Here is a 19,640-nt window from a genome sequence, read left to right on the forward strand (position 1 = left end):
CGTCCGGAGCCGATATCGGTACCGGCCAGTCACCACTTCCAACTACCCTCCGTGACGCCGGTGCCCGCCGCCCTGTCCTCATGCGTCATCACCCTCGATACGAATGCCCACCGCAGCCGCGAGCCCGTAAGAAAGGCTCATGAGATCAGTGTGATGCACAACAGCGCCCCGCCAACTCGACAGATCACCAACACCTGCCAGGTCGCAGCCACGAAACCGAGCACCGTCCATATCGGCATGATGAAACACCGCGCTGGTCAGATCGCAGTTCCGGAACGTCGCTCCGCGCAGGTCGGCATTCGTGAAGTCGGCGCTGGTCAAGTTGCATCCCTCAAACACCACCGCGTCAAACGCGGTCATCCGCCACGCTGACAAATCCGCACGACACTCAGTGATGGCGACATCCCGCACCAAGCCGTCAGCCCAGGTCAGACCGGTCGCCCGGCATTGCGCTAGTCGCGCCCTCGTCATACTGCCACCGTCGGCGCGCACATTGGCCAGACTGGAGTCCGTGAAAAGGCAGTCAGTGAACGCGACCTGGTCCAGGCGGCAGCCCGACAAGTCGGCACCTCGAAAACGGCACTGCGTGAACGCCAGCGAATCAACCTCCTGTCCTGCCAGGCTCAAACCGTAGAACGCTCGACGTTCAAGCTCCGACTCGGACTCTAACTCTGCGAATTCAAACAGCTCCAGTTCAGGTGGCGGCAAAGGACTTCGAGGCTCCCTCGCTCTACGCGGGGAGACGGAAGCACGCTTGGCAGGGGTGCGCCGCGAAGACATGCCCCACACCCTAGCCTCTTGCTGACGCATGAACACGTCGCCGCAGATGGCGGCAAAAAGGCGAGGTTCACCCGCGTCCAACGGGAGTCGACTTGGTGGGCAGGACCCGGTAAGCCTCCCGAGTGGGACAGGGCCGAAGCCCAGAATCCTGCTCCGCTCTCAGCGAGTTGTGTGGCCGGATGAGCAGGTACACCCACAGGTACACCACGAAGGCGCGACCGTCACCGTCAACGACCCCAGGTCATTCCCCGAGGCATCAACTCCCCGGCGGCGTGAGACGGGCTCGCGTTGTCGGCCCTGAGCCTCGATCCACGTGTGTCACGAACGTTGAAGGGAGCCTGATGTAGGAGGAGCTTCGGGACGACCGCGTCGGTGGATCGAGGCTCAGAGTCGGTCGTTCAGTAGGTATAGCAGCGCGACGAGGGTCGTGCCGGCGACCACGTGGCGCTTGTCGATCAGCGAGCGGATTTCGTTGATCGGTACCCATTCGACCTTGTCGCTTTCGAAGGCGTCCTTGGGCGGACCGATGTGGGTGGCGGAGTCGGCACGGAAGATGTGGTGCTCGGAGGTCATCAGACCGGGCGAGGGTTGGCTGTAGATCAGGGGTCGGATGGGGCGTCCGGGTCGCCAGCCGGTTTCCTCTTCGGCTTCGCGGGCGGCGGCATCGGCTGGGTCTTCGCCTGGTCTGATGCTGCCATGCGGGATCTCCCAGGCGTAGGTGTCGGTGATGAACCGGTGCCGCCACATGAGCAGCACGCGTCCGTCGTTGACCATGACGATGCCGGCGCCAGGGGCTGCTGTGCGGATGATGCGATGGTCGAGATGGCGTCCGTCGGGTAACTCGACGTCGGCGGTGGCGACGTGGACCCATTGGTCGCGGTAGAGGTCACGTTCACCATGGACTGTCCAGCGCATCAGCTTTCCTTCAGGTACAGGTATTCGTCGGCTCGTTCGAGGTATGCGGCGACCACGGGTTCGCCGGCATGTGGTCGCAGTGCTCGGGTTACGTGGGCGACGCGGTCGTGGAGGCGACCTGAGTCCATGCCGTCCGCCCGGTCGAGCATCCGTTCGGCCACGTGTACGCCACGGTCAAGTTCGCCCTGGGCGGTCAGGATAAGCGCCAGTCCCGCGTACCGGTGGACTTGGCCTCGTAGGTGGGTGGAGCCTGCCGTACGGACAGACTCCTCCGCGTAGATCCGGGCGGCGGGAAGGTCGTCGAGCCGGCGTAGCGCTTCAGCGAGCTGGGTTTCGATCAGGCCGGGTTGGACGTAGGAGACCTCGTCGTGTCCGTGGTGTTGGCCGAGGTTGGCGGCGATGGTCGCCGACGTGCGCAGGTGGGGGTGGGAGGCGCGGGCGTCACCCATGCGGGCGTATGCCTTGCCTGCGAGCGCGTGTAGGTCGGTGACCAGGGCAGGGCTCAACGAGGGGCCGCCCGCGCGGAGCGCGCTCTCAGCGTATTGGACGACGAGGCGGCGTTCCTCAAGGTAGAGGGCTTGGTTGGCGAGCAGGGCGACGACGTAGGCGCCGAACTGTCTGTCACCGGATGCTTTGGCGAGACGCAGGGCGGTGAACAAATGGCGTTGAGCGAGGGGTTGCTGGTTGGCGTCGTACGCGCAGACGCCGGCGAGCGCGGCGAGCCCGCCCACCGCCCGGTACAGCTGTCGGCCAAGGGCATTGTCGTAGGAGGCGCGCAGCAGTGGTGCCGCGCGTTGGGTAAGCAAGGCTGTGATGCGTGGGCGGACGGGCATGCCGCCGACGCGCCGGTACATCTCCTGGAAGTGGGTGCGAGCGCGGCGCAGCATCGCCACGTCGGCTGTGTCGACGCGACGTTCGCCGAGCCGCGCGATGAGGTCGTCTTCGGGCGGGTTCTCCCACTCGAAGACTGGAGCGGCGGCCTTCGCGCCAGTGAAGATCCTGCTGGGGACACGGCCGCGGCTGTCGCCGTGCCACAGTGCTGCGCCCTGCTCGACGGCTGCGGCGAGTGACGGCAGTCGGTCGGTTGCCTCGCCCCGAACCATGCCGATGTCAGCAAGCGTCACGTCGTTGCCCAGGCGTTCGGCGATGATCCGGCAGATCAACTCAGGGGCCGGGTCTCGGGGGATGGCATGGTCCCGGATCCACCGGGCCACAGAGGCGTGGTCGTAGCGTAGGCGCAGGTCGGCGCTGCGGATGTTGACCTGCTTGGCGAGGCCGGCGTGGGAGATGCCAGCGCGAGCCAGCAGTGCCTCCAGGAGCAGATTGGGCTCGGCCACAGAGGAAGCCTACGGAACGGACGCGCCACATGCGAAGCGTCGCGCTCTATTCACACCCTGTGTGGATTGAGTGCCACAACCGTCACCGTTCACACGCTGTCGTGACACGAATGCATCTCGTGTCATAGAGGCATCCCGATGCTGATTCCGGACCCCTCGCCTGACTGGCCTGACACCGCCGGAGAAGCCCGGAACCCGCAGGGGCCGCCGCGTCCGGTCGATGTCGGACCCGGCTTGCTGGAGTACCCAGAGCTCACAACGAAGGAGATCAGGTGACTACCACCTATCCCGACATCGACCGCCGAGAGGTCGATCCGCGGCTTGAGTCGGCGGCGATCGACCGGAGCGCTGCGGAACTCGCGGTCGCGGGTCTGCTGGCGGCGCTTGGCGTCGATGCTGCCAGCGAGATCGCCCTGCGGACCCCGGCACGGATGGTTGCCGGCCTGGCGGAACTGCTGAACGCCCCCGACTGGGAGTTCACCACCTTCGCCAACCGGGAAGGTCACCACGACCTGGTCTTGTCGCGCGATGTTCCGTTCACCTCGGTGTGCGCCCACCACCTGCTGCCGTTCTCCGGGCACGCGCACGTGGGTGTCTACCCCGGTGATCGGCTTCCTGGGCTGTCGAAGCTGGCCCGCACCGTCGAGACGTTCGCCGCCCGGCTGCAGGTGCAGGAGGAGCTTGGTCAGCAGATCGCCGGGTTCCTTGAGGAGAAGCTCGACTGCGCGGGCGTCGGCGTCGTCCTGCAGGCCGAGCACCTGTGCATGACCCGCCGTGGTGTTCGGGCCGTTGGCGCGAACACCCTCACCGTGGCCACCCGTGGCCGGCTGAGTACCGATAGCGCCGCCCGCGCCGAGTTCCTGCAGTTGGCCATGGTCGCCGGGCGGCCATCATGACGGGTCCAACATCCGTCGTGGCCGTGGATCTTCTGCCGCCGGCCCGCCCGATCGGTCACGCGGTGGCCATCGTGTCCGGAGGGCTCGACAGCACCACCCTGGCCTACTGGTTGCGTAGGCACGCCAACGGTTTGACGATACTGTCCGTCGACTATGGTCAGCGGCACCGTAAGGAGTTGCAGTTCGCGCGGGCGACGGCCCGTGTTCTCGACGCAGCGCACCACACCGCCGACCTGGCGTCACTGGGCGCGCTGCTGGGTGGGTCTGCGCTTACCGATACGGCCGTGGCGGTGCCCAACGGGCATTACACCGACGCGTCGATGGCGATCACCGTGGTCCCGAACCGCAACGCCCTGCTGCTTGACGTGGCGGTCGGCTTGGCCACCGTGCTGGGCGCGGACACGGTCGCGTTCGGCGCGCATGGCGGCGACCACGCGGTCTATCCCGACTGCCGGCCCGAGTTCCTTGCCGCCTATCAGCAGATGGCGACGGTGGCCGGGGCCGGCTTCCTGCCCGACGGGTTCCAGGTCATCGCACCGTTCATGGCGATGACCAAGACCGACATCGTGGCGCTCGCCGACCGGCTCGCCGTTCCGGCGGACAGCACCTGGTCGTGCTACCGCGGCGGCGACCTGCATTGCGGAACGTGCGGTACGTGCGTGGAACGTCGTGAGGCGTTCGCTCTCGCTGGCGTCGCCGACCCGACCCGCTACGCGGATGCCACCGACGCCGGCCGGGTGGGCTAGATGTACCGCATCGGTAAGGCTTTCACATTCGAGGCGGGGCATTGGCTGACCGGCTTGCCCGACGGCCACAGGTGCGCCCGTCAGCACGGCCACTCGTACATCGTCGAGGTCGTCCTAGCTTCGCCGACGTTGACCGATCCTGGTTTCGTGGTCGACTTCGGCGAGCTGGCGCCGCTGAAGGACCACCTGGATCAGGCGTTCGACCATCGTGTGCTCAACGACGTCGTCCCGGTCGTGCCGACCAGCGAAAACCTCGCCCGGGTGGTGTTCGAGTGGTGCGCCGCCAAGCTCACCCTGCCCCATGACGCCGTCGTCGAGTCTGTCCGGATCCGTGAAACGGCTGCCACTTGGGCGGAGTACCGCCCGGTGCCCGTCGGCAGGAGACATTCATGACCAGGATGGGCTTCCCGGCGCCTGCCGTCGCGTCCGCGGACCAGCGGGTACCGGTCGCGGAGCTGTTCTACTCGTTCCAGGGCGAGGGTGTGAACCTCGGCCGCCGCGCCTTGTTCGTCCGGTTCATAGGATGCAACCTGACGTGTGGTTATCCTCAGCCGCCCCGTACTGCTGGCGCACCAGCCGAGGGTGCCATGCGGTGCGACACCGAGTACACGTGGAACGCCGCCAAGCACGACCTCGGCGCCGGCCGGCACCTGAGTGCGGCTGAGATCTGGTCCGAGCTGCTTCAGCTCGATCCGGCCACCACAAACCCGGCGCTCCCGCCGGTCGATCTGATCGTCGTATCTGGCGGGGAACCGCTGATGCGCACGGACACCGTGCTGTATCTGGCACGCCAGGCGCGGTCGACCGGACGCCGTTTGGAGGTCGAGACGAACGCAACGATCGCCCCCGTCGGCGACTTGATTGACGCCGGTGTGTCGTTCAACGCGGGGCTGAAGTTGGCCAGCTCCGCGGTCCCGCGCGCCAAGCGAATCAAGCCAGCGGCCATCGCCGCGTTGCGAAGCACCGGCCGGACGCGGTGGAAGTTCGTCATCACCGGCCCGGACGACCTGGACGAGGTCGCCGCGCTACAGGACGAGTTCGCGCTCACCGGGATTTGGCTGTCGCCGGAAGGTGTCACCAGGCAGGCCGTTATTGACCGGATGCGCATGGTCGCCGATGAGGCGCTGGCCCGCGGCTGGAACCTTACTACTCGCCAGCACGTACTCATCTGGGGTGACGAGCGTGGCAAGTAGCGGAGAGCTTGTCGTAGAGGCCGGGCCTGGGCAGGGGCGTCTTTTCCTGGCGGCCGGTTCGCACGTGTACGGAAGCGAACCGTGCCCCAGCGGGGCTGGCCATCCGGGAAGTGTCCCTGCCGCCCAGGTTGCCTTCACCGTACCCGCGTACCCGCCGCGATGGATAGATGTCGACGGTGGTGTTCTTCCCGCCAGCCGGTGGCGCTCGGCCACCACCCTCACGGATCTGCAGTGGATGGCGGTTCCCGTCACCGTCGCCCTGCTCACCCACCTCGACGGCGCCGATCCGCCGTGCTGCCCCTGGTGTGCGGCGCTACCGGCGGCGAGCCTCACCTGGGGGCAGGCAGCCCGGGCGGCAGCGCAGCTGGGCGGGCGGCTGCCGACGTCACAGGAGTGGGAGTGGATGGCCGGGTCCGGCGTACGCCGCTACCCGTGGGGTGACGACGAGCCCGGTACCGGGCTGCTGCGGGCAAACGTCCGTGGTGTCGGCCCTGACGGGCCGACACCGGTCGGGGCGTACCCGCACGGTGCCACACCCGCCGGGATCTTCGACGTCGCCGGGAACGTGTGGGAGTGGACCAGCACCGTCGTGCCCGGCGGCTATGTCGTGCGCGGCGGCTCCTACCGCGCGCTCGCGCTGTACGCCCGCTGCGGCTACGGCAACGAGGTTCCGGCTTCGCTTGCCTCACCGGGGATCGGTGTGAGGGTGGTGCGTAGGCCATGACCATCAGCATCGCCAACCCGCTGCCGGCACTGCCGCGCGCCGCCGACCCGGTCAACTCCCGGCTGATCATCGTCGGATGCTGCCCCCGTAAGCGGGTCACCCGTCACCCGGTCCCGGCGCTCGACCTGTACGACGAAGGCTGCATCCCACCGCTGCGAGCCCGGCTCGGCACCAATCCCCGCCTGCGGAACCGGATCCGCATCCTGTCGGCCCGGCACGGCCTCGTCCATGCAGACACCCCGCTGCTCGCCTACGACCAGGCCCTCGACGCGGACACCGCCGCCAGGCTGCGTCCAGCGGTGACCGCGACGCTCGCCGACGACCTGGCCGCGACCGGGACACCGTGCGAGGTCCTGGCGATCGTCGAACCGCTGTACCTGGTCCTGATCGCCGACCTGCTCACCACCGGCGCCCGCGTCCACTGGGTGCCCGACTACTTCACCGGCTGGCCTGAGGCCAGCGCCGTCCTCGACTCGTGGAGCTGGACATGACCGCACACCTCGCCACACCAAGAGTGCCCTCGCAGCGGATCTTCGAAGGGCAGCGCATCTGGCACATGTCCACCGATCTGCTGACGGCCGCTACCTCGCTGCTCGCCGGAGCCGAGCAGCCGTTCGCTCCCGACGTGATCATCGGCATCGCCCGTGGCGGCGTGCCGGTCGCGTCGGCGCTGTCGCAGCTGATGCGCGTCCCGGATCAGGTGATCACGGCTCGCCACAACCTCGACGACAGGATCATGGTGCAGGCCACCGGCCGCGTCACCATCGACACCGCAGGGCTCCCGCGTGAACGGGCCGGACAGCGGATCCTGCTGGTCGACGACATCTGCGGCACCGGCGCCACGATCGATGCCGTCCGTGCCGCCCTGGACGCGCAGCTGCGACCGGCCGCGGTGCGCACGGTGGTGCTGTGCCGTAACAGCGGATCACCGGTCATGCCCGACACGTGGGTGTGGGATGTGGCGGACTGGACCGTGTTCCCGTGGGAGACCGACCCGGGCCAGGTGACCGAGTCGCTGCCCGTACCGGCCGGGGTGAGGCATCCATGACCAGCACCGCTTCGCTCACCGTCGGGATCGTCCTGTTGTCCTACGCCGAGAACGCCCCGGCAGGGCTCGAACGAAGCCTTGCGTCGCTGCGGCAAGGCCTGCGAGAGCTCGGCCACCGAGCGGTGATCGTCACCACTGCCGGCAACATCGCAGGCGACGACCCCGACCTGCTGCCGCTGACGTCTGTGACCGTTCCCGTCCCCGCTACCGAGGAGGAGCTTCTCGCCGCGCTCGCCGACCCGAAACCGGCGTGCACCGAACTGACTGGGCTGCTCGCCCGGGAACGCGTCGACATCGTTTGCTGGGCGGACGCGTCGTGGGGGATGGGCTACCTGGCGCCCGTCCCGCCAGGGGTTCGGTCCGCGTTACGGGTCGCGGTGATGCGCACCGATCCGCTGTTCCGGCAGGCACTCGACCGGCGACCAGACGCTGTCCTCACCCCGAGCCCCTACATGATCGCGGAGGCGGCAGCCGCCGGCTACGACACCACCGCCTGGCATCAGGTGCCCAACGCGCTGCTCACTGGCGGTCAGCCGCCGGACCACGAACGCCGCGAGCAGCTGCGCCGCACCGGACCGGTCCGCATCGTCACCCGCGCCGAACCCCACAAGGGGATCCTCGAACTGATCCAGGCCGTCCCCGCCGGACTCGGCCGCAGCGTGGAGATCGTGCTGGCCGCGGCCGGTTTCGAATACTGGCCCGGCATGCAGGACGCCGTGCTCGCGCAGTGCCGCGAAGCAGCCGGCCATGCCCCGGCAGATGTGCGGATCCTGCCGCCTTTGCCCTGGCAGGAGGTGACCGACTTCTTCGCCTGCGCCGCGCTGACGATTATCTCCACCACGAGCCCGGAGTCCTGGTGTAACGCCGCCGCCGAGGCCCTGTCCGCCGGCACCCCCGTGGTCGGCTACGACTTCGGACACGTTCCCGTACTCGCCGGCCCCGCCGGCGTCATGGTCACCCCCGCACCCTCCGGCGAACCCGCGACCACCCTGTGGAGCGCCGCGACCGGCCTGCTCAACGACCCCATCGCCTACCACGCCGCGAGCCGACAGGCCCCCGCCCAGGTCGCTGGCCACACGCCATACGCGTCCGCACAAGCGTTCCTGGCCTCGTTCGGACTTTGACCACCCCCACCCCTCACGGTTGGAGGACCCGTGCACCCCGCACCATCCACAACGCTCACCGCTGACGGTCTGTTCGGCCTGAGCGAAGGCCAACGCCTGCTCGCCGTGGTCAGCCACCCCGACGACGAAACCATCGGCCCCGGCGGCACGCTGTACCGCGCCGCCGCCGCGGGGATCGTCGTCGACGTGCTCGCCGTAGCGTGCCGCACCCGACCGATGTGGGGTGGAGACAGCGACCCCGCCGTGCGGGTCAAGGAGTTCAACGCCGCCTGCGACGCGCTCGGCGTCTACGGCCGGATCATCGCCTGGGTGGACGACGAGCGCGCCCACACCCCCGGCAACCACCCGTCCGACCTGGTCACGCTGATCGAGTCCGGAACCGAGGTATCGCTGTCCGAGACCCGACCCGACCTGATGCTGATCCCGTCCGCAACCGGCTTCCACCAGGACCACCTGGCGGTGCACCACGCCGGGATCGCAGCCGCCCGCCTCGGCGGCAACGGCAAACCCACGCCGCGAATCGTCCTGGGCTACTGCGGACCGGAGGACGTCTGGACCCGCACCGTCGAAGCATGGACGGTGCTGGTCGACACGACCGACAGCTGGCCCGCGAAGGAACAGGCCCTGCGCGCCCACGCCTCCCAGCTGCGTGACTGGCCACACCCGCGCAGCCTAGAAGGAATCCGGAAGCTGGACGCCGCCAACGGGGTGCGCATCGGCACCGACCTCGCCGAACAATTCGTCGCCTACCGGATCGCCTTCTGATGGGCGCTGTCGCTGACCCAGCCAGGGGCATCCTGGTCGCCCACCAACCCGCCTATCTGCCCTGGTGCGGCTACTTCTCCCGCCTGCTCGACGTCCCACAGATGATCATCCTCGATCATGTCCAGTTCTCCGAGCGCGGCTACCAGCACCGCAACCGCATCCTCGACCGGACCGGAACCCTGCGCTGGCTGACCGTTCCCGTCCGCCGCCGGTTTGGGCAGCCGCTGTGCGACGTGCGCATCGCCGACCCTGAATGGGCGCGCCGGCACTGGCGAACCCTCACCGCCACCTACGGAAAGGCCCCGTTCTGGCCGGTCTACGCCGACCATCTCGGCGCGGTATTCGCCCAACAATGGACGACCCTGGTCGACCTCGACCTTGCCCTGACCCGGCTGCTACTCGACGCGTTCGGCATGTCCGTCACCCTCGTGCGGTCCAGCACCGTTCACCCCGCCGGGACGAAAACCGCCATGCTGATCGACCTGTGCTCCCGCACCGGCGATCGGGTCCTGCGTGTCGGCACCGGCGCGCTGAAATACCTGGACCGGGCGGCCCTGCACGACGCGGGTATCAGAGTCGAAGTCGCCACCTACACCCACCCGCCCTACCCGCAGAACCATCCCGGCACGTTCATCCCCGCAGTATCCGTGATCGATCTGCTGGTCCAACAAGGACCAGCAGCACGCGACATACTGGCCCGCGGCTGCGCCATCACCCCATGGCCCACAACATGAGCGCAGCGACGGCTGGTCAGGCGGGACGGCACCCGGCAGCACACACGCTGATGCCGCTGGTCACCGACCCGGTCCGACTCAAAAACTGCGCTCGCGCCCTGATGCGCCACCGCGGCAGCCCCGGCAGCGACGGGATCCGCTGGACACAGTACCGCCGCGACCTCGACCGCAGGATCGCCAACCTCGCCACCCGCCTGAGCGCCGGCACATGGGCTCCCGCGCCGGCACGCCACGTCGTCCTACCGTCATGGGGCAAGGACATCGCCCTCGCGATCCCCACCGTCGAAGACCGCATCGTGCACCGCGCCCTGCGCGAAGCCGCAGAACTCATCCTGTGCGCCGACGCGTACCCGGACTGGATGTACGGGTGGCGACCCCGCGCCGGCCGGGTCGACGCGCTGCACGCCGCAGCCTCCCATCTCACGGCCGGCCGGAACTGGGTCGCGGACCTCGACGTCGCCGCCACGACCCGCGACGCCGACCTCAACAGTCTCGTCGACGGTCTGGCCTGCTGGATCAGCGACGGGACCTTCCTGGCGCTCGTCCGCACCGTCCTAGAGAACCTGCCGACACCGCTGGCACCCGGCAGCGGCCTGACACCGATGCTCACCAACATCCGGCTCCTACCCGTCGACGAGCGCCTGCGGGACCTGCCGGTCATCCGCGTCACGGACAACTACACCGTCTTCTGTCTCGACCGAGCCCACGCCGAGCTCCACGCCGCCCGGGTCGCCGACGCGCTATCGGCCCAAGGGCTTCGACCCAGCCCGACCAAGTCGCATGTCTGGCAGCCCAACCCCGAAGACCTCTACCTCGCAGGATGATCACGATGACCACAGCACGCGGCGGCCGACCGCCGTCCAGGGCCTTGCTGTACTGCACGTTCAACGGAGCCGCGAACTGCACCAACGGCATCGGCCGGCAGACCCAGACACTACTCGGCACCCTCACCCGCCGCTGGGAAAAGCTGACCGCGATCACCGGGCCGTTCACCCCGTACCTGGCGATCCCCGAACCCGGTCCTGCGACCTGGGCCTACGACCCGCACCTGCTGGCCGCCACGTGCCGGACCGTCGAAAGCCGCGGCGGACGAATCCTGCCGCTGGCATACGACACGACCGCCGCGTTCTGGACGCCGCCTGTGTGGCGACAACTGTCCCAGCAGGCAGCAGAAACGGCGCGAACCCTCGCAGGCCGCTATGACCATGTCGCTGTCATCGCGGTCGACACCCCGTTCGCCGGGACCGGCCGCGCCTTCCTCGAAGGAGCGCTTCTACCACCAGGAGCCGGCACCGTCGAAATCCTGTTGACCCTGTACGGGACGGCCTACGTACACAGTCATCCGGCACCGGACCCTGGACGGCTCGTGTGGGAGCAACGGTCGCTGACAGTCGCCGGGCAGCCCGGCGTGCGGGTCGCGGACATTGGCGAGGCATTCACCCGCCATCTGATCACCGAGTACGCCGTCGACCCAGCGCATCTGGTGCCGTACCGGTGCAGCCTCGACCTGACCGCCCCCGATCTGCAGCCGATGCCTGCGGCCGATGCGCTACAGATCACGGCCACGTTCGGCGTGCCGCTGGACCGCCCGATCGTGCTGGCCGTCGGCCGCACCGACCCCACCAAAGGCTTCGACCAGCTGATCACCGCCGTGGCACCGCTGCGGGACATCGTCCACCTCGTCGCCGTCATCGTCGCGTTCAGCGACGCCGACCCGCTGACCCGCACCTACCGGCAGCAGATCGCCGACGCCGGCCTACGAGCCACATACGTCGACCGGTTCACCCGGGACCTGCCACGCGCACTGGCCAGCCTTCCTCACACCGTCGCCGTCGTCTGCCCCTCCCGTGGCGAATCTCTGGCGAACCTCCCGTTCGAAGTGGGCCTGTGGGCTCGCCACCAAGGTCCGATCGTCGTCGCCCCGGCCCTCGGCGGTTTCCCCGAGACGATCACCGACCTCGACAACGGCCTGCTCTACAACCCCGCGGAACCTGGTGGCCTCACCGCGGCACTGCAGCACGTCATCGCGATGGACGACACCGCCCGATCGGCGATCCGCCAGCGGGCCTACCACAGGGTCGTGCGCGAGCGAGACGTCGTCACCGCATACGCCGAGACACTCACCCGTGCCTTCACCCCGACACCGGATCCAACCCGGTAGGCTCGACACCCGTCCCCGTCCCGAGAGAGGAACGGTGGGCACCCGCCCGCCCCGGTCACCGGCGATGATGTGCCGCGCCCACCGGAGGGGGAACCCTGTGACACCGTTGCTGACCGTCGATGGCCACCACTTGCTCTACCGCTCCTGGTGGGGATTCTCGCAACGGCGCATCACCTCTCGCGACGGCGACCGCGACTTGACCGGCGTGTTCGGATTCCTCGCGATCCTGCGCAAAACCCACCTGGAAATGGCGCCCGATCATGAGATCGTCGTGGTGTTCGACGGGGAGAACGCCGCCGCGACCCGTCAAACCCGAGACGCTGGCTATAAAGCCGACCGGGCCGACGCCGACCACAGCGCGATCCGATCGCTGCCGATGGTCAAGGACGGCCTCGACGCGGCCGGGATCGCCTGGCTCGAACTCGACGACCACGAAGGCGACGACGTGCTCGCCACGCTCGCCCGCACCGCAGTCGACAGCGGCCGCACGGTCACCTGCTACACCGGCGACCGGGACCTGCTGCAACTCGCCGCACCCCGCGTCACCATCCTCAACCCGGCCCGGCACCGGATCACCCCTACAGACGTGCTCACACGCCACAGAGTGACCCCAGCGCAGTGGCCCGACTTCCGAGCGTTGACCGGCGACCCCTCCGACAACATCCCTGGCGTACGCGGCGTAGGCCCCAAAACCGCAGCCGACCTGCTCGCCGGCGGTCTCCACCTCGACCACCTGCTCGGCAGCGGGCGACTGTCAGGCTCCCGTGGCCAGGCCATCGCCGACACCTGGACTCGCGTCCTCACCTGGCGAGACATCATCCGTCTCGACCAGCACCTCCCACTCGGAGGCGACCCGGCGACTGGCAACCCGACCCCGGCAATGCCGCGCGCCGCCGCGATTCTGGAGGACCTGAAGCTGTGGTGACCGCGACCGAACCGACCAAAGTGTTCCTCGACGCCGAGTTCCTCGGCACCGGCCGGCTGATCGTGCCCATCAGTATCGGCCTGGTCGCAGCAACAGGAGCGGAATACTACGCCGTGTACGCCGACATCGACCTACGGCAGGTCTCCAAACATCCGTGGCTGAACCAGCACGTCGCACCGCACCTACCGGTCTGCCGGACTGGCGCCGGCTGGACATGGGACCGCAGTCACCCCGAGTTCACTGCGGTCAAGCCCCGCACAGCGATCGCCCGAGAGGTCGCCGACTTCTTCGCCGAGCTGGCCAACCCGCAAATCTGGGCGTATTTCTCCCCGTACGACACTATCGTGCTCACGCAGCTCTACGGGCCGCTCAGTGACCTGCCACCGGGCATTCCCGGCTTCACCCAGGATCTGATGCACGAGGCGCACCGCAGCGGGACGGCCCTGCCAGAGCAGAAACCGCCGGTACATCACGCGCTGCACGACGCCCGCCATCGCTGTCACGATCGGGCTCATCGATACCCTGCCCAACGAAGCGTAGTCCGGCTGCCCTCGACCACTACCGCTCTGTGATCCGGCGGCATCACCAGCGCCGGATGATGTCTGTCCGGGGAAACGGCGGCCCAGACAAGATGGCACCGATGGTGACCCTGTCGGATGCTCTCGTACCGAGACCACCCGATTGGTCAATCCATGGACCGGGCCGGGTAGCCGGCCACGATGGCGGCCAGCGTCGGGATCTCCTCCCACCCCGGCCAGTCGCTGTTGAGCACGACCTGCCCGTCGGTGTGTCGTAGGACGGTGTCGGTGTCGAACTGCAGCACTGCTTCCGCCGGATGCGCCCGGAGCAGGGCGAGCACGGTGTCGAGGATCTCCCGGGTTTCCTGGTCGGCGGTCTCGATGGTGTCAACCGAACGGAGCCGGAACAGTGCGCCGATCTTCGGTTCTGCGATGCCTGCGTCGTGGGCGAGCTCGATTCGTTCCTCGCTGTCGACGGGCCAGGCGGTCACCGCGAGGGATTCACCGCGTCCCAGGCCGAAGTCGGTATGCTCGGCGTCGAACTCCGCCGCCAGCAGAGCGATTACCTGCTCTCGGGTCACGTCGGCTCCGCTGTAGAGCCAGTATTCGTTCGCCAACGCGAGGTCCTTTCTTCGTTACGGCTACAGGATCAACCGCGACTTTCTGTGACATTCAACCTGCTTCGGTCACGTTGATGATCAGTCGTCGATCTCAGCGCTGTGACCTGGTTCGTTGCTTGCGACCGCGCCGGGATTCGCGCACTAACAGGTGTGTTGTGTGTCGGGGAGGGTGAGGTCGTGCACCGGGGCGTCTGCTGGTAGGGGTGCCTGCCAGGGGAGGTGCACCGGGTGGGTGATGTCCCAGAGCCAGAGGTGGGGGTTGTAGTCGGCGTTGGTGTGGCGGAACAGGACGACGGTGTGGAGGGTGGATCCGGCGGCGAGGTAGGGAGCGAGTCGTGGGTAGACGGTGGTGAGGGTGGCGCCGGTTCGGCAGGTGTCGTCGGCGAGCAGGACTGTGCCGACGAGGCGACGGCCGTTGAGCGCGGTGTCCAGCGGGCGCAGGTCGACGGTGACGTGGCCGCTCGTTCGGGAATCGGCTGGGGCGGCGCGTTCGTGTCGGGCGTTGATGCGTAGCGGCTTGGTGGCGAGGCGGGTGGCGAGGCTGTGGGCGAGGGAGACACCGGTGGCTCCGATGCCGATCACGGCGGTGGTCGGTCCGAGCCGGCGAGTGACGGCGTCGGCGAGCAGTGTGGTGGCGTGCTCGTAGCTGGTGGGGGTGAGCCGGTGCACCGGGTGGCAGGTCGGGGCGGGCCGGTGGGGGCGGGCGGTGCTCACTCGGGCGGCTCCCTCCGTGGGCGGGTGGTCGCGGCGGTGGTGAGGTCGTCGGGTGCGGCGAGTGACTGATGTGCGGTGATGGACAGGGCGTGGCGGTCGTATCGCCAGATACGTCCGTCGGCGCGGATGGTGGTGGCACTGCCGGTGAGTTCACGGGTGCGCAGGTGCACGTGCAGGGTGTCGGGAATGCGCAGCCAGGTGGTGAGGTCGAGGGCGGCTACGTCGGTGAGCATCTGGTCCTGTAGTCGCAGTCCGGCGCCGGTGGGCAGCATCTGCAGGAAGGTGACGCCGGTGACGCCGAGGTCATGGGCGAGGTCGATGAGGCGTTGGGCCTCGTGTCGGTTGTCGGCCATGAGTACGGTCTGGATCTGCACGGGAATTCCGGAGTCGAGGGCGGCGTGGATGCCGGCGCGGGCGGCGGTGAAGCTGCCGGGGCCGCGGAGCCGGTCGTGGGTGGCCGGGGCGGCTCCGTCGAGCGAGACCCGGACGGCGTCGACGACACCGGTGAGTTCGTCGACACGGCGGGCCAGGTGGGTGCCGTTGGTGGTGACGGAGACCGCCGCCCGGCCGCCGGCGGTGATGGTGTCGGCGAGGCGGGGCAGGTCGGTGAGCAGGAGCGGTTCCCCACCGGAGATGTCGACGCCGAGCACTCCGCTGGCGGCGAGGATGTCGGCGATCCGTTGTCGGTGGGTCGAGTCGGGTTCGCGCAGGGTGGTGTCGTCGAGGCAGTGTGGGCAGCGCAGGTCGCAGCGGACGATCGGTGTCCAGCAGATGCTGGTGGGCTGCGATCGTTTGATCTGGTCGGGGGTGATGACCGGCCAGTTCCGTACCTGGGTGGGGTCGGCCTTCCGCCGGCCGGCGGGTAGCGGGTCCGGGGCCAGGTGGGTGGTACCGGTTACTGGGTCGTGGACGAGGTGGCCGTCGACGCCGTAGACCCGGGTCATCGCAGGACCTGCGCTCGGTCGAGTAGGTGTTTGGCCCGTGCGGTGAAGTCGGTTTCCCTGCTGGTGGAAGGTGCCGGCTGGTCGAGCAGATGCCGGTAGTAGGCGACGCGGGCCGGCGTGTCGGAGGCGGTGAGCTGGCGCTGTCGGCCGGCGTCGGGTGGGTTGATGCACCATGCGCGGAGCTGGCGCAGTGGTGCGACTTTGCAGCCGGCGGCGATGAGGGTAGCGCCGAGGTGGGCGCCTTCGAGGCCGGTGCCGCTGGCTGTCCAGCCCGGTTCGAAGCCGCCGACGTATGCGATCGCGGCTCGGGGCGCGGCGATCAGGGCGGGGTCGACCATTGCGGGGAGGTCGAGGTTGAAGTAGTGGGCAGCGTGGCCGAGGTCGATGAAGTCGCGGGTGTCGTCGAGTGGGCGCAGGTGTGACCAGTGGACTCGTTCGTCTGCGGCGAGGTCGGGTTCGCTGGTGGGGGTTTCGGCGCGTAGGTGTGGGCCGGGCTGGTAGGGGACGCGGTGGCGGAAGCCGGCCAGCAGGAGGCCGGGGTGGGCGCGGGCGCCGATGTCGGCGAGGGCGTGTGGGGTGAGGACCATGTCGGGGTCGAGGAAGACGACGGTGTCGGTGTCGGCGAGGTAGGCGCCGAGGTTGCGGGCTGCGGCGACGCCGACGGGTTCGGGCAGCCGGCAGGCGGTGTCGACGGCGGGATGCAGTCGGGCGATGGTGGCGGTGCTGTCGGAGGAGGCATCGTCGATGACGATGACCTGTACGGTGCCGGAGGTGTCCTGCCTGGCGAGTGCGTCGAGGACGCCGCGCAGGCTGTAGGCGTTGTCACGGGCCGGGATCACCACGGACACGGCGGTGCCGGCGGCGGCGCTGGCCGGGGTGGGCTGGTGCCAGCCCAGCCCGGCGCGGGCGGTGAATGCGGCGGTCAGACCCGTGTGGTCGTTGTCGCGGGCGGTGAGCGCGTGAGCGAGGGTCATGGCGGGCGTCATGGCTGCTCGTACTCCGTCGGGTCGGGCACCCCGGCGACGAAGAACGCTTCCCGACGTGCCACGCATGCGCCGCACGCGGCGCAGTGCCAGGCGCGGCCCTTGTAACAGGACCAGGTGTCGGCGAACGGCACCCGGAGCGTGACGCCCTCGGCGACGATGTCTGCTTTGGTAGAATCGGTGAACGGCGTGAGGAGCCGGAAGTCGGGGTGGAGGTAGCCGTCGTTGCCTGCGCGTGTCGCGCGTTCGTAGGCGGTGACGAACTCGGGCCGGTGGTCGGGGTGGATGGTGGGGTCGGCGGCGCGTCCGCCGAACGCGACCGCCTGGGCGTGGGTGGCGATGGCGTGGGCGGTGGCGATGCCCAGCATGATCGCGGTGCGGTTGGGAACGACGGTGGCGCGCATCGACGTGTCGGTGTAGTGGCCGTCGGGGATCGCGACCGCCGAGTCGGTCAGCGCGGACCCGGCCAGTAGATCGGTGATATCGCCGAGGTTGACGACCCGGTGCGTCACGCCGCTGAGGGCGGCGGCTGTCCGCCAGGCGTACTGAATCTCCCGCCGGTGTGTCTGGCCGTAGTTGAAGGTGAGCGTGGTGAGCCGCCAACCGGCGGCCGACAGCCGGTACGCGAGCACCGCGCTGTCCAAGCCACCGGACAGAAGGACCACTGCCCGCCGCTGCGAGCTACTGGATTTGGTGTCCACAGCTTCTCCTTAGTGAGGCCATCAAGGGCTAGTGCGAGCCGTCGCCGGGGTGCTGACCGCCTGTGAGTCGTCCGGCGACCTACGCGGGTGCCGGGGTTCGGCGTCGCCGGGCCGCCGGCCGTACCAGCCGATACCTGCGACCACCTGCTGAGGATCTGCCGGCGGTCGGGAGTCGTCGCGTTGAGCCTGGGTCACGGGTCACGCCCCGGGTTCCTGACCGAATACCGGTCGTTCGGCCGTCGGCACGACGCCGGGCATGAGATGGGCTGCGCCGGCCTGGGTCAGCAGGGTCGCCAGGGCGTCGCGGAGCGACGATCCTTGGTCCAGCCGCAGGTAGTGCGACCGCCGCTCCTCGAAACCACCCAGCTCGACACGGACGAAATCCGTCTGCGGCGGGTCGTCGACGAACCGCACGAGCTGGATGGCCACCTCCGTCGGGTACCGACCCGGCCGACGGTTCGGGTTGCAGTCGTACCGAGAGCTCCAGTGGGCCGGCGGCGACGTTTCAGGGTGGAACTCGTTGGCTCCGGCGGCGGTGCACTCGGTCGGCTCGCACCAGGCCGGGTGGTCCAGGCTGTCGACGGTGGAGGGAATGTCCATGATGGCCTTCTTCTCGGGATCGGATGTCACGCGGGGACAGCGGAGGTGTCGCGCGGTCGGGAAGGCAGCGCGCCGCCGCTGCGGGCGTTGACGCGCTGCCCCGGGTCCCGGGGCATCACTTGCTGGGGGAGCAACGTGTCGACGCCGGTGCCGCCACCGGTGTGTTGGTGGGTGACCCGTACCGCGAGGTCGGAGGCGGCGTCCACGACACCGGGACGCCACCCCCCGGCGCGCGGCGGCCACACCCACACCGGATCGTGCGGGTGGTAGGTGGCCGCTGCGGCGACCTCATCGGGGTTGCGCAGGTAGGGGTTGATCGACGGGGGGTGAGGGGTGGGATCGTGCATCATCGCTCCTGCTACACAGATTGCTATGTAATCGATGAAGGTTCCGGTGAGGGGCGAGGGGTCGGTGCCAGCGGGCCACCTCCTTTCGCGGTGACCGGTGGCGGCCGACCGTCGAGTGCGTTGCGTGAGCGGTGGAGTGCGAGGTCGGGGTGCCACCACACGATCGGCGTGGCGGCACGTTTCGCGACGAGCATGGCGAGATCCGCGCGGACTACTCCCTCGCCGAGACCGCCCACGTCGGTGACCTTTGCGATGCCCACCGACGCACCGACTTGCAGGAGCACGTTTCCGACCGCGACGGGTCGAGCGAGGCGCTCGACAACCTCGGCCGCGGCAGCCGCCGCCCGGCGCTTGCCACCGGCCACGAACCCGGCGAACTCGTCGCCGCCGAGTCGCGCCGACACGATGAGCCCGTCGACACCGGCGAGCCGCCGGGCCACCGCCACCAACACAGCGTCGCCGATGGCGTGCCCGAACAGATCGTTCACCGGCTTGAAGCGATCGAGATCGAGGACGAGAAGCGCACCGTCGAGTACGCCGCCCCGCCCCGCCAGGCCAGCGACGGCAGCGTGAAAGCCGTCCCTGTTGAGCAGGCCGGTCAGACGATCATGAGCCGCCGCCCACCTCGCCTGCCGCTCGGCCAGACGCAGCCGCGCAACCTCCGCACGCAGCAGACCAACCTGCCTGCCCAGCTCAGCGTGTTCGGCAACAGGACAGAGCCTGTCTCCGGCAGACGTTGATGACCTCACCGCCGCCACCGTTCGGCGCTGGGCGCGCGAAAGGCGGAGGAACGCTGGACGGTGTCAACTGTGGGGGGTACGACGCTGGCAAGGACGAGAACCATAGGATCTCCCGGTCCCTAGTG

Annotated in this window: 25 protein-coding genes; 14 read left to right on the plus strand and 11 right to left on the minus strand. The window is 68.9% G+C overall.

The features are described 5' to 3' along the window. Positions 1 to 78: 78 nt before the first annotated feature. The 3 genes from ACN27F_RS10120 to ACN27F_RS10130 all read right to left on the minus strand — a co-directional run bounded on the left by ACN27F_RS10120 (position 79) and on the right by ACN27F_RS10130 (position 3,032). Positions 79 to 780, minus strand: a complete 702-nt coding sequence (locus ACN27F_RS10120) for a pentapeptide repeat-containing protein (RefSeq protein WP_421432850.1) — start codon at positions 778 to 780, stop codon at positions 79 to 81. Positions 781 to 1,164: 384 nt separating this feature from the next. Then, complete coding sequence (locus ACN27F_RS10125) at positions 1,165 to 1,695, minus strand: NUDIX domain-containing protein (RefSeq protein WP_326550197.1); 531 nt, start codon at positions 1,693 to 1,695, stop codon at positions 1,165 to 1,167. Then, positions 1,695 to 3,032 carry a hypothetical protein gene (locus tag ACN27F_RS10130; RefSeq protein WP_421432852.1) on the minus strand — a complete coding sequence of 446 codons (1,338 nt, stop codon included), beginning with the start codon at positions 3,030 to 3,032 and terminating at the stop codon, positions 1,695 to 1,697. Before ACN27F_RS10130 ends, ACN27F_RS10125 begins: the two co-directional genes overlap by 1 nt. Positions 3,033 to 3,304: 272 nt before the next feature. On the opposite strand from ACN27F_RS10130, the gene folE reads away from it, so the two are divergent. The 14 genes from folE (at position 3,305) to ACN27F_RS10200 (ending at position 13,920) form a co-directional block, all read left to right on the plus strand. Further along, entirely contained in the window at positions 3,305 to 3,928 is a 624-nt protein-coding gene (gene folE, locus ACN27F_RS10135) for a GTP cyclohydrolase I FolE (RefSeq protein WP_326550195.1), read from the plus strand. A gap of 17 nt (positions 3,929 to 3,945) precedes the next feature. Then, complete coding sequence (gene queC / locus ACN27F_RS10140; RefSeq protein WP_421432855.1) at positions 3,946 to 4,674, plus strand: 7-cyano-7-deazaguanine synthase QueC; 729 nt, start codon at positions 3,946 to 3,948, stop codon at positions 4,672 to 4,674. Then, positions 4,675 to 5,067: a 6-pyruvoyl trahydropterin synthase family protein gene (locus tag ACN27F_RS10145; RefSeq protein WP_421432858.1), complete on the plus strand. Its 393-nt coding sequence runs from the start codon at positions 4,675 to 4,677 to the stop codon at positions 5,065 to 5,067. 89 nt (positions 5,068 to 5,156) lie between these two features. Beyond that, complete coding sequence (locus ACN27F_RS10150) at positions 5,157 to 5,867, plus strand: 7-carboxy-7-deazaguanine synthase QueE (RefSeq protein ID WP_326550192.1); 711 nt, start codon at positions 5,157 to 5,159, stop codon at positions 5,865 to 5,867. Between the two features lie 235 nt (positions 5,868 to 6,102). Further along, entirely contained in the window at positions 6,103 to 6,591 is a 489-nt protein-coding gene (locus tag ACN27F_RS10155) for a formylglycine-generating enzyme family protein (protein ID WP_421432860.1), read from the plus strand. Further along, on the plus strand, positions 6,588 to 7,082 hold the full coding sequence (locus tag ACN27F_RS10160; RefSeq protein WP_421432862.1) for a hypothetical protein: 495 nt from the start codon (positions 6,588 to 6,590) through the stop codon (positions 7,080 to 7,082). Before ACN27F_RS10155 ends, ACN27F_RS10160 begins: the two co-directional genes overlap by 4 nt. Next, complete coding sequence (locus ACN27F_RS10165; protein ID WP_421432865.1) at positions 7,079 to 7,639, plus strand: phosphoribosyltransferase; 561 nt, start codon at positions 7,079 to 7,081, stop codon at positions 7,637 to 7,639. Before ACN27F_RS10160 ends, ACN27F_RS10165 begins: the two co-directional genes overlap by 4 nt. Further along, positions 7,636 to 8,763 carry a glycosyltransferase family 4 protein gene (locus tag ACN27F_RS10170; protein WP_421432867.1) on the plus strand — a complete coding sequence of 376 codons (1,128 nt, stop codon included), beginning with the start codon at positions 7,636 to 7,638 and terminating at the stop codon, positions 8,761 to 8,763. The genes ACN27F_RS10165 and ACN27F_RS10170 overlap by 4 nt, the downstream gene beginning before the upstream one ends. A gap of 30 nt (positions 8,764 to 8,793) precedes the next feature. Beyond that, a complete protein-coding gene (locus tag ACN27F_RS10175) occupies positions 8,794 to 9,528 on the plus strand; it encodes a PIG-L deacetylase family protein (RefSeq protein ID WP_326550187.1) in 735 nt (244 codons plus the stop codon). After that, positions 9,528 to 10,262 carry a WbqC family protein gene (locus tag ACN27F_RS10180; protein WP_326550186.1) on the plus strand — a complete coding sequence of 245 codons (735 nt, stop codon included), beginning with the start codon at positions 9,528 to 9,530 and terminating at the stop codon, positions 10,260 to 10,262. Before ACN27F_RS10175 ends, ACN27F_RS10180 begins: the two co-directional genes overlap by 1 nt. Then, positions 10,259 to 11,086, plus strand: a complete 828-nt coding sequence (locus tag ACN27F_RS10185) for an RNA-directed DNA polymerase (Reverse transcriptase) (RefSeq protein WP_421432870.1) — start codon at positions 10,259 to 10,261, stop codon at positions 11,084 to 11,086. Before ACN27F_RS10180 ends, ACN27F_RS10185 begins: the two co-directional genes overlap by 4 nt. Before the next feature lie 5 nt (positions 11,087 to 11,091). Then, the gene (locus tag ACN27F_RS10190; protein ID WP_421432872.1) at positions 11,092 to 12,423 is read left to right on the plus strand and encodes a glycosyltransferase; all 1,332 of its coding nucleotides are present in this window, start codon (positions 11,092 to 11,094) and stop codon (positions 12,421 to 12,423) included. Positions 12,424 to 12,520: 97 nt separating this feature from the next. After that, positions 12,521 to 13,348: a 5'-3' exonuclease gene (locus ACN27F_RS10195; protein ID WP_421432874.1), complete on the plus strand. Its 828-nt coding sequence runs from the start codon at positions 12,521 to 12,523 to the stop codon at positions 13,346 to 13,348. Then, positions 13,345 to 13,920 carry a 3'-5' exoribonuclease domain-containing protein gene (locus tag ACN27F_RS10200; protein WP_421432876.1) on the plus strand — a complete coding sequence of 192 codons (576 nt, stop codon included), beginning with the start codon at positions 13,345 to 13,347 and terminating at the stop codon, positions 13,918 to 13,920. The genes ACN27F_RS10195 and ACN27F_RS10200 overlap by 4 nt, the downstream gene beginning before the upstream one ends. A 113-nt stretch (positions 13,921 to 14,033) precedes the next feature. On the opposite strand, the gene ACN27F_RS10205 is transcribed toward ACN27F_RS10200, so the two are convergent. From ACN27F_RS10205 to ACN27F_RS10240, 8 genes are all read right to left on the minus strand, one after another. Further along, positions 14,034 to 14,483, minus strand: a complete 450-nt coding sequence (locus ACN27F_RS10205; protein WP_421432879.1) for a SitI3 family protein — start codon at positions 14,481 to 14,483, stop codon at positions 14,034 to 14,036. A 144-nt stretch (positions 14,484 to 14,627) separates the two neighbouring features. Continuing rightward, positions 14,628 to 15,200 (minus strand): phosphoribosyltransferase, encoded by a 573-nt coding sequence (locus tag ACN27F_RS10210; protein WP_421432882.1) that lies wholly within the window; start codon positions 15,198 to 15,200, stop codon positions 14,628 to 14,630. Next, complete coding sequence (locus ACN27F_RS10215) at positions 15,197 to 16,144, minus strand: radical SAM protein (RefSeq protein WP_421432884.1); 948 nt, start codon at positions 16,142 to 16,144, stop codon at positions 15,197 to 15,199. Before ACN27F_RS10215 ends, ACN27F_RS10210 begins: the two co-directional genes overlap by 4 nt. Then, complete coding sequence (locus ACN27F_RS10220) at positions 16,141 to 17,130, minus strand: glycosyltransferase family 2 protein (RefSeq protein ID WP_421432886.1); 990 nt, start codon at positions 17,128 to 17,130, stop codon at positions 16,141 to 16,143. Before ACN27F_RS10220 ends, ACN27F_RS10215 begins: the two co-directional genes overlap by 4 nt. After that, positions 17,127 to 17,828, minus strand: coding sequence for a 7-cyano-7-deazaguanine synthase QueC (gene queC / locus ACN27F_RS10225; protein ID WP_421432889.1), 702 nt, complete (start codon positions 17,826 to 17,828; stop codon positions 17,127 to 17,129). The genes ACN27F_RS10220 and queC (ACN27F_RS10225) overlap by 4 nt, the downstream gene beginning before the upstream one ends. A gap of 198 nt (positions 17,829 to 18,026) precedes the next feature. Continuing rightward, positions 18,027 to 18,458: a hypothetical protein gene (locus ACN27F_RS10230; RefSeq protein WP_421432892.1), complete on the minus strand. Its 432-nt coding sequence runs from the start codon at positions 18,456 to 18,458 to the stop codon at positions 18,027 to 18,029. Then, positions 18,455 to 18,775, minus strand: a complete 321-nt coding sequence (locus ACN27F_RS10235; RefSeq protein ID WP_421432895.1) for a hypothetical protein — start codon at positions 18,773 to 18,775, stop codon at positions 18,455 to 18,457. The genes ACN27F_RS10230 and ACN27F_RS10235 overlap by 4 nt, the downstream gene beginning before the upstream one ends. 23 nt (positions 18,776 to 18,798) lie before the next feature. Continuing rightward, complete coding sequence (locus tag ACN27F_RS10240) at positions 18,799 to 19,533, minus strand: diguanylate cyclase domain-containing protein (RefSeq protein WP_421432898.1); 735 nt, start codon at positions 19,531 to 19,533, stop codon at positions 18,799 to 18,801. Positions 19,534 to 19,640: the final 107 nt, after the last annotated feature.

Source organism: Solwaraspora sp. WMMB335 (assembly GCF_049179075.1).
GTDB lineage: Bacteria > Actinomycetota > Actinomycetes > Mycobacteriales > Micromonosporaceae > Micromonospora_E.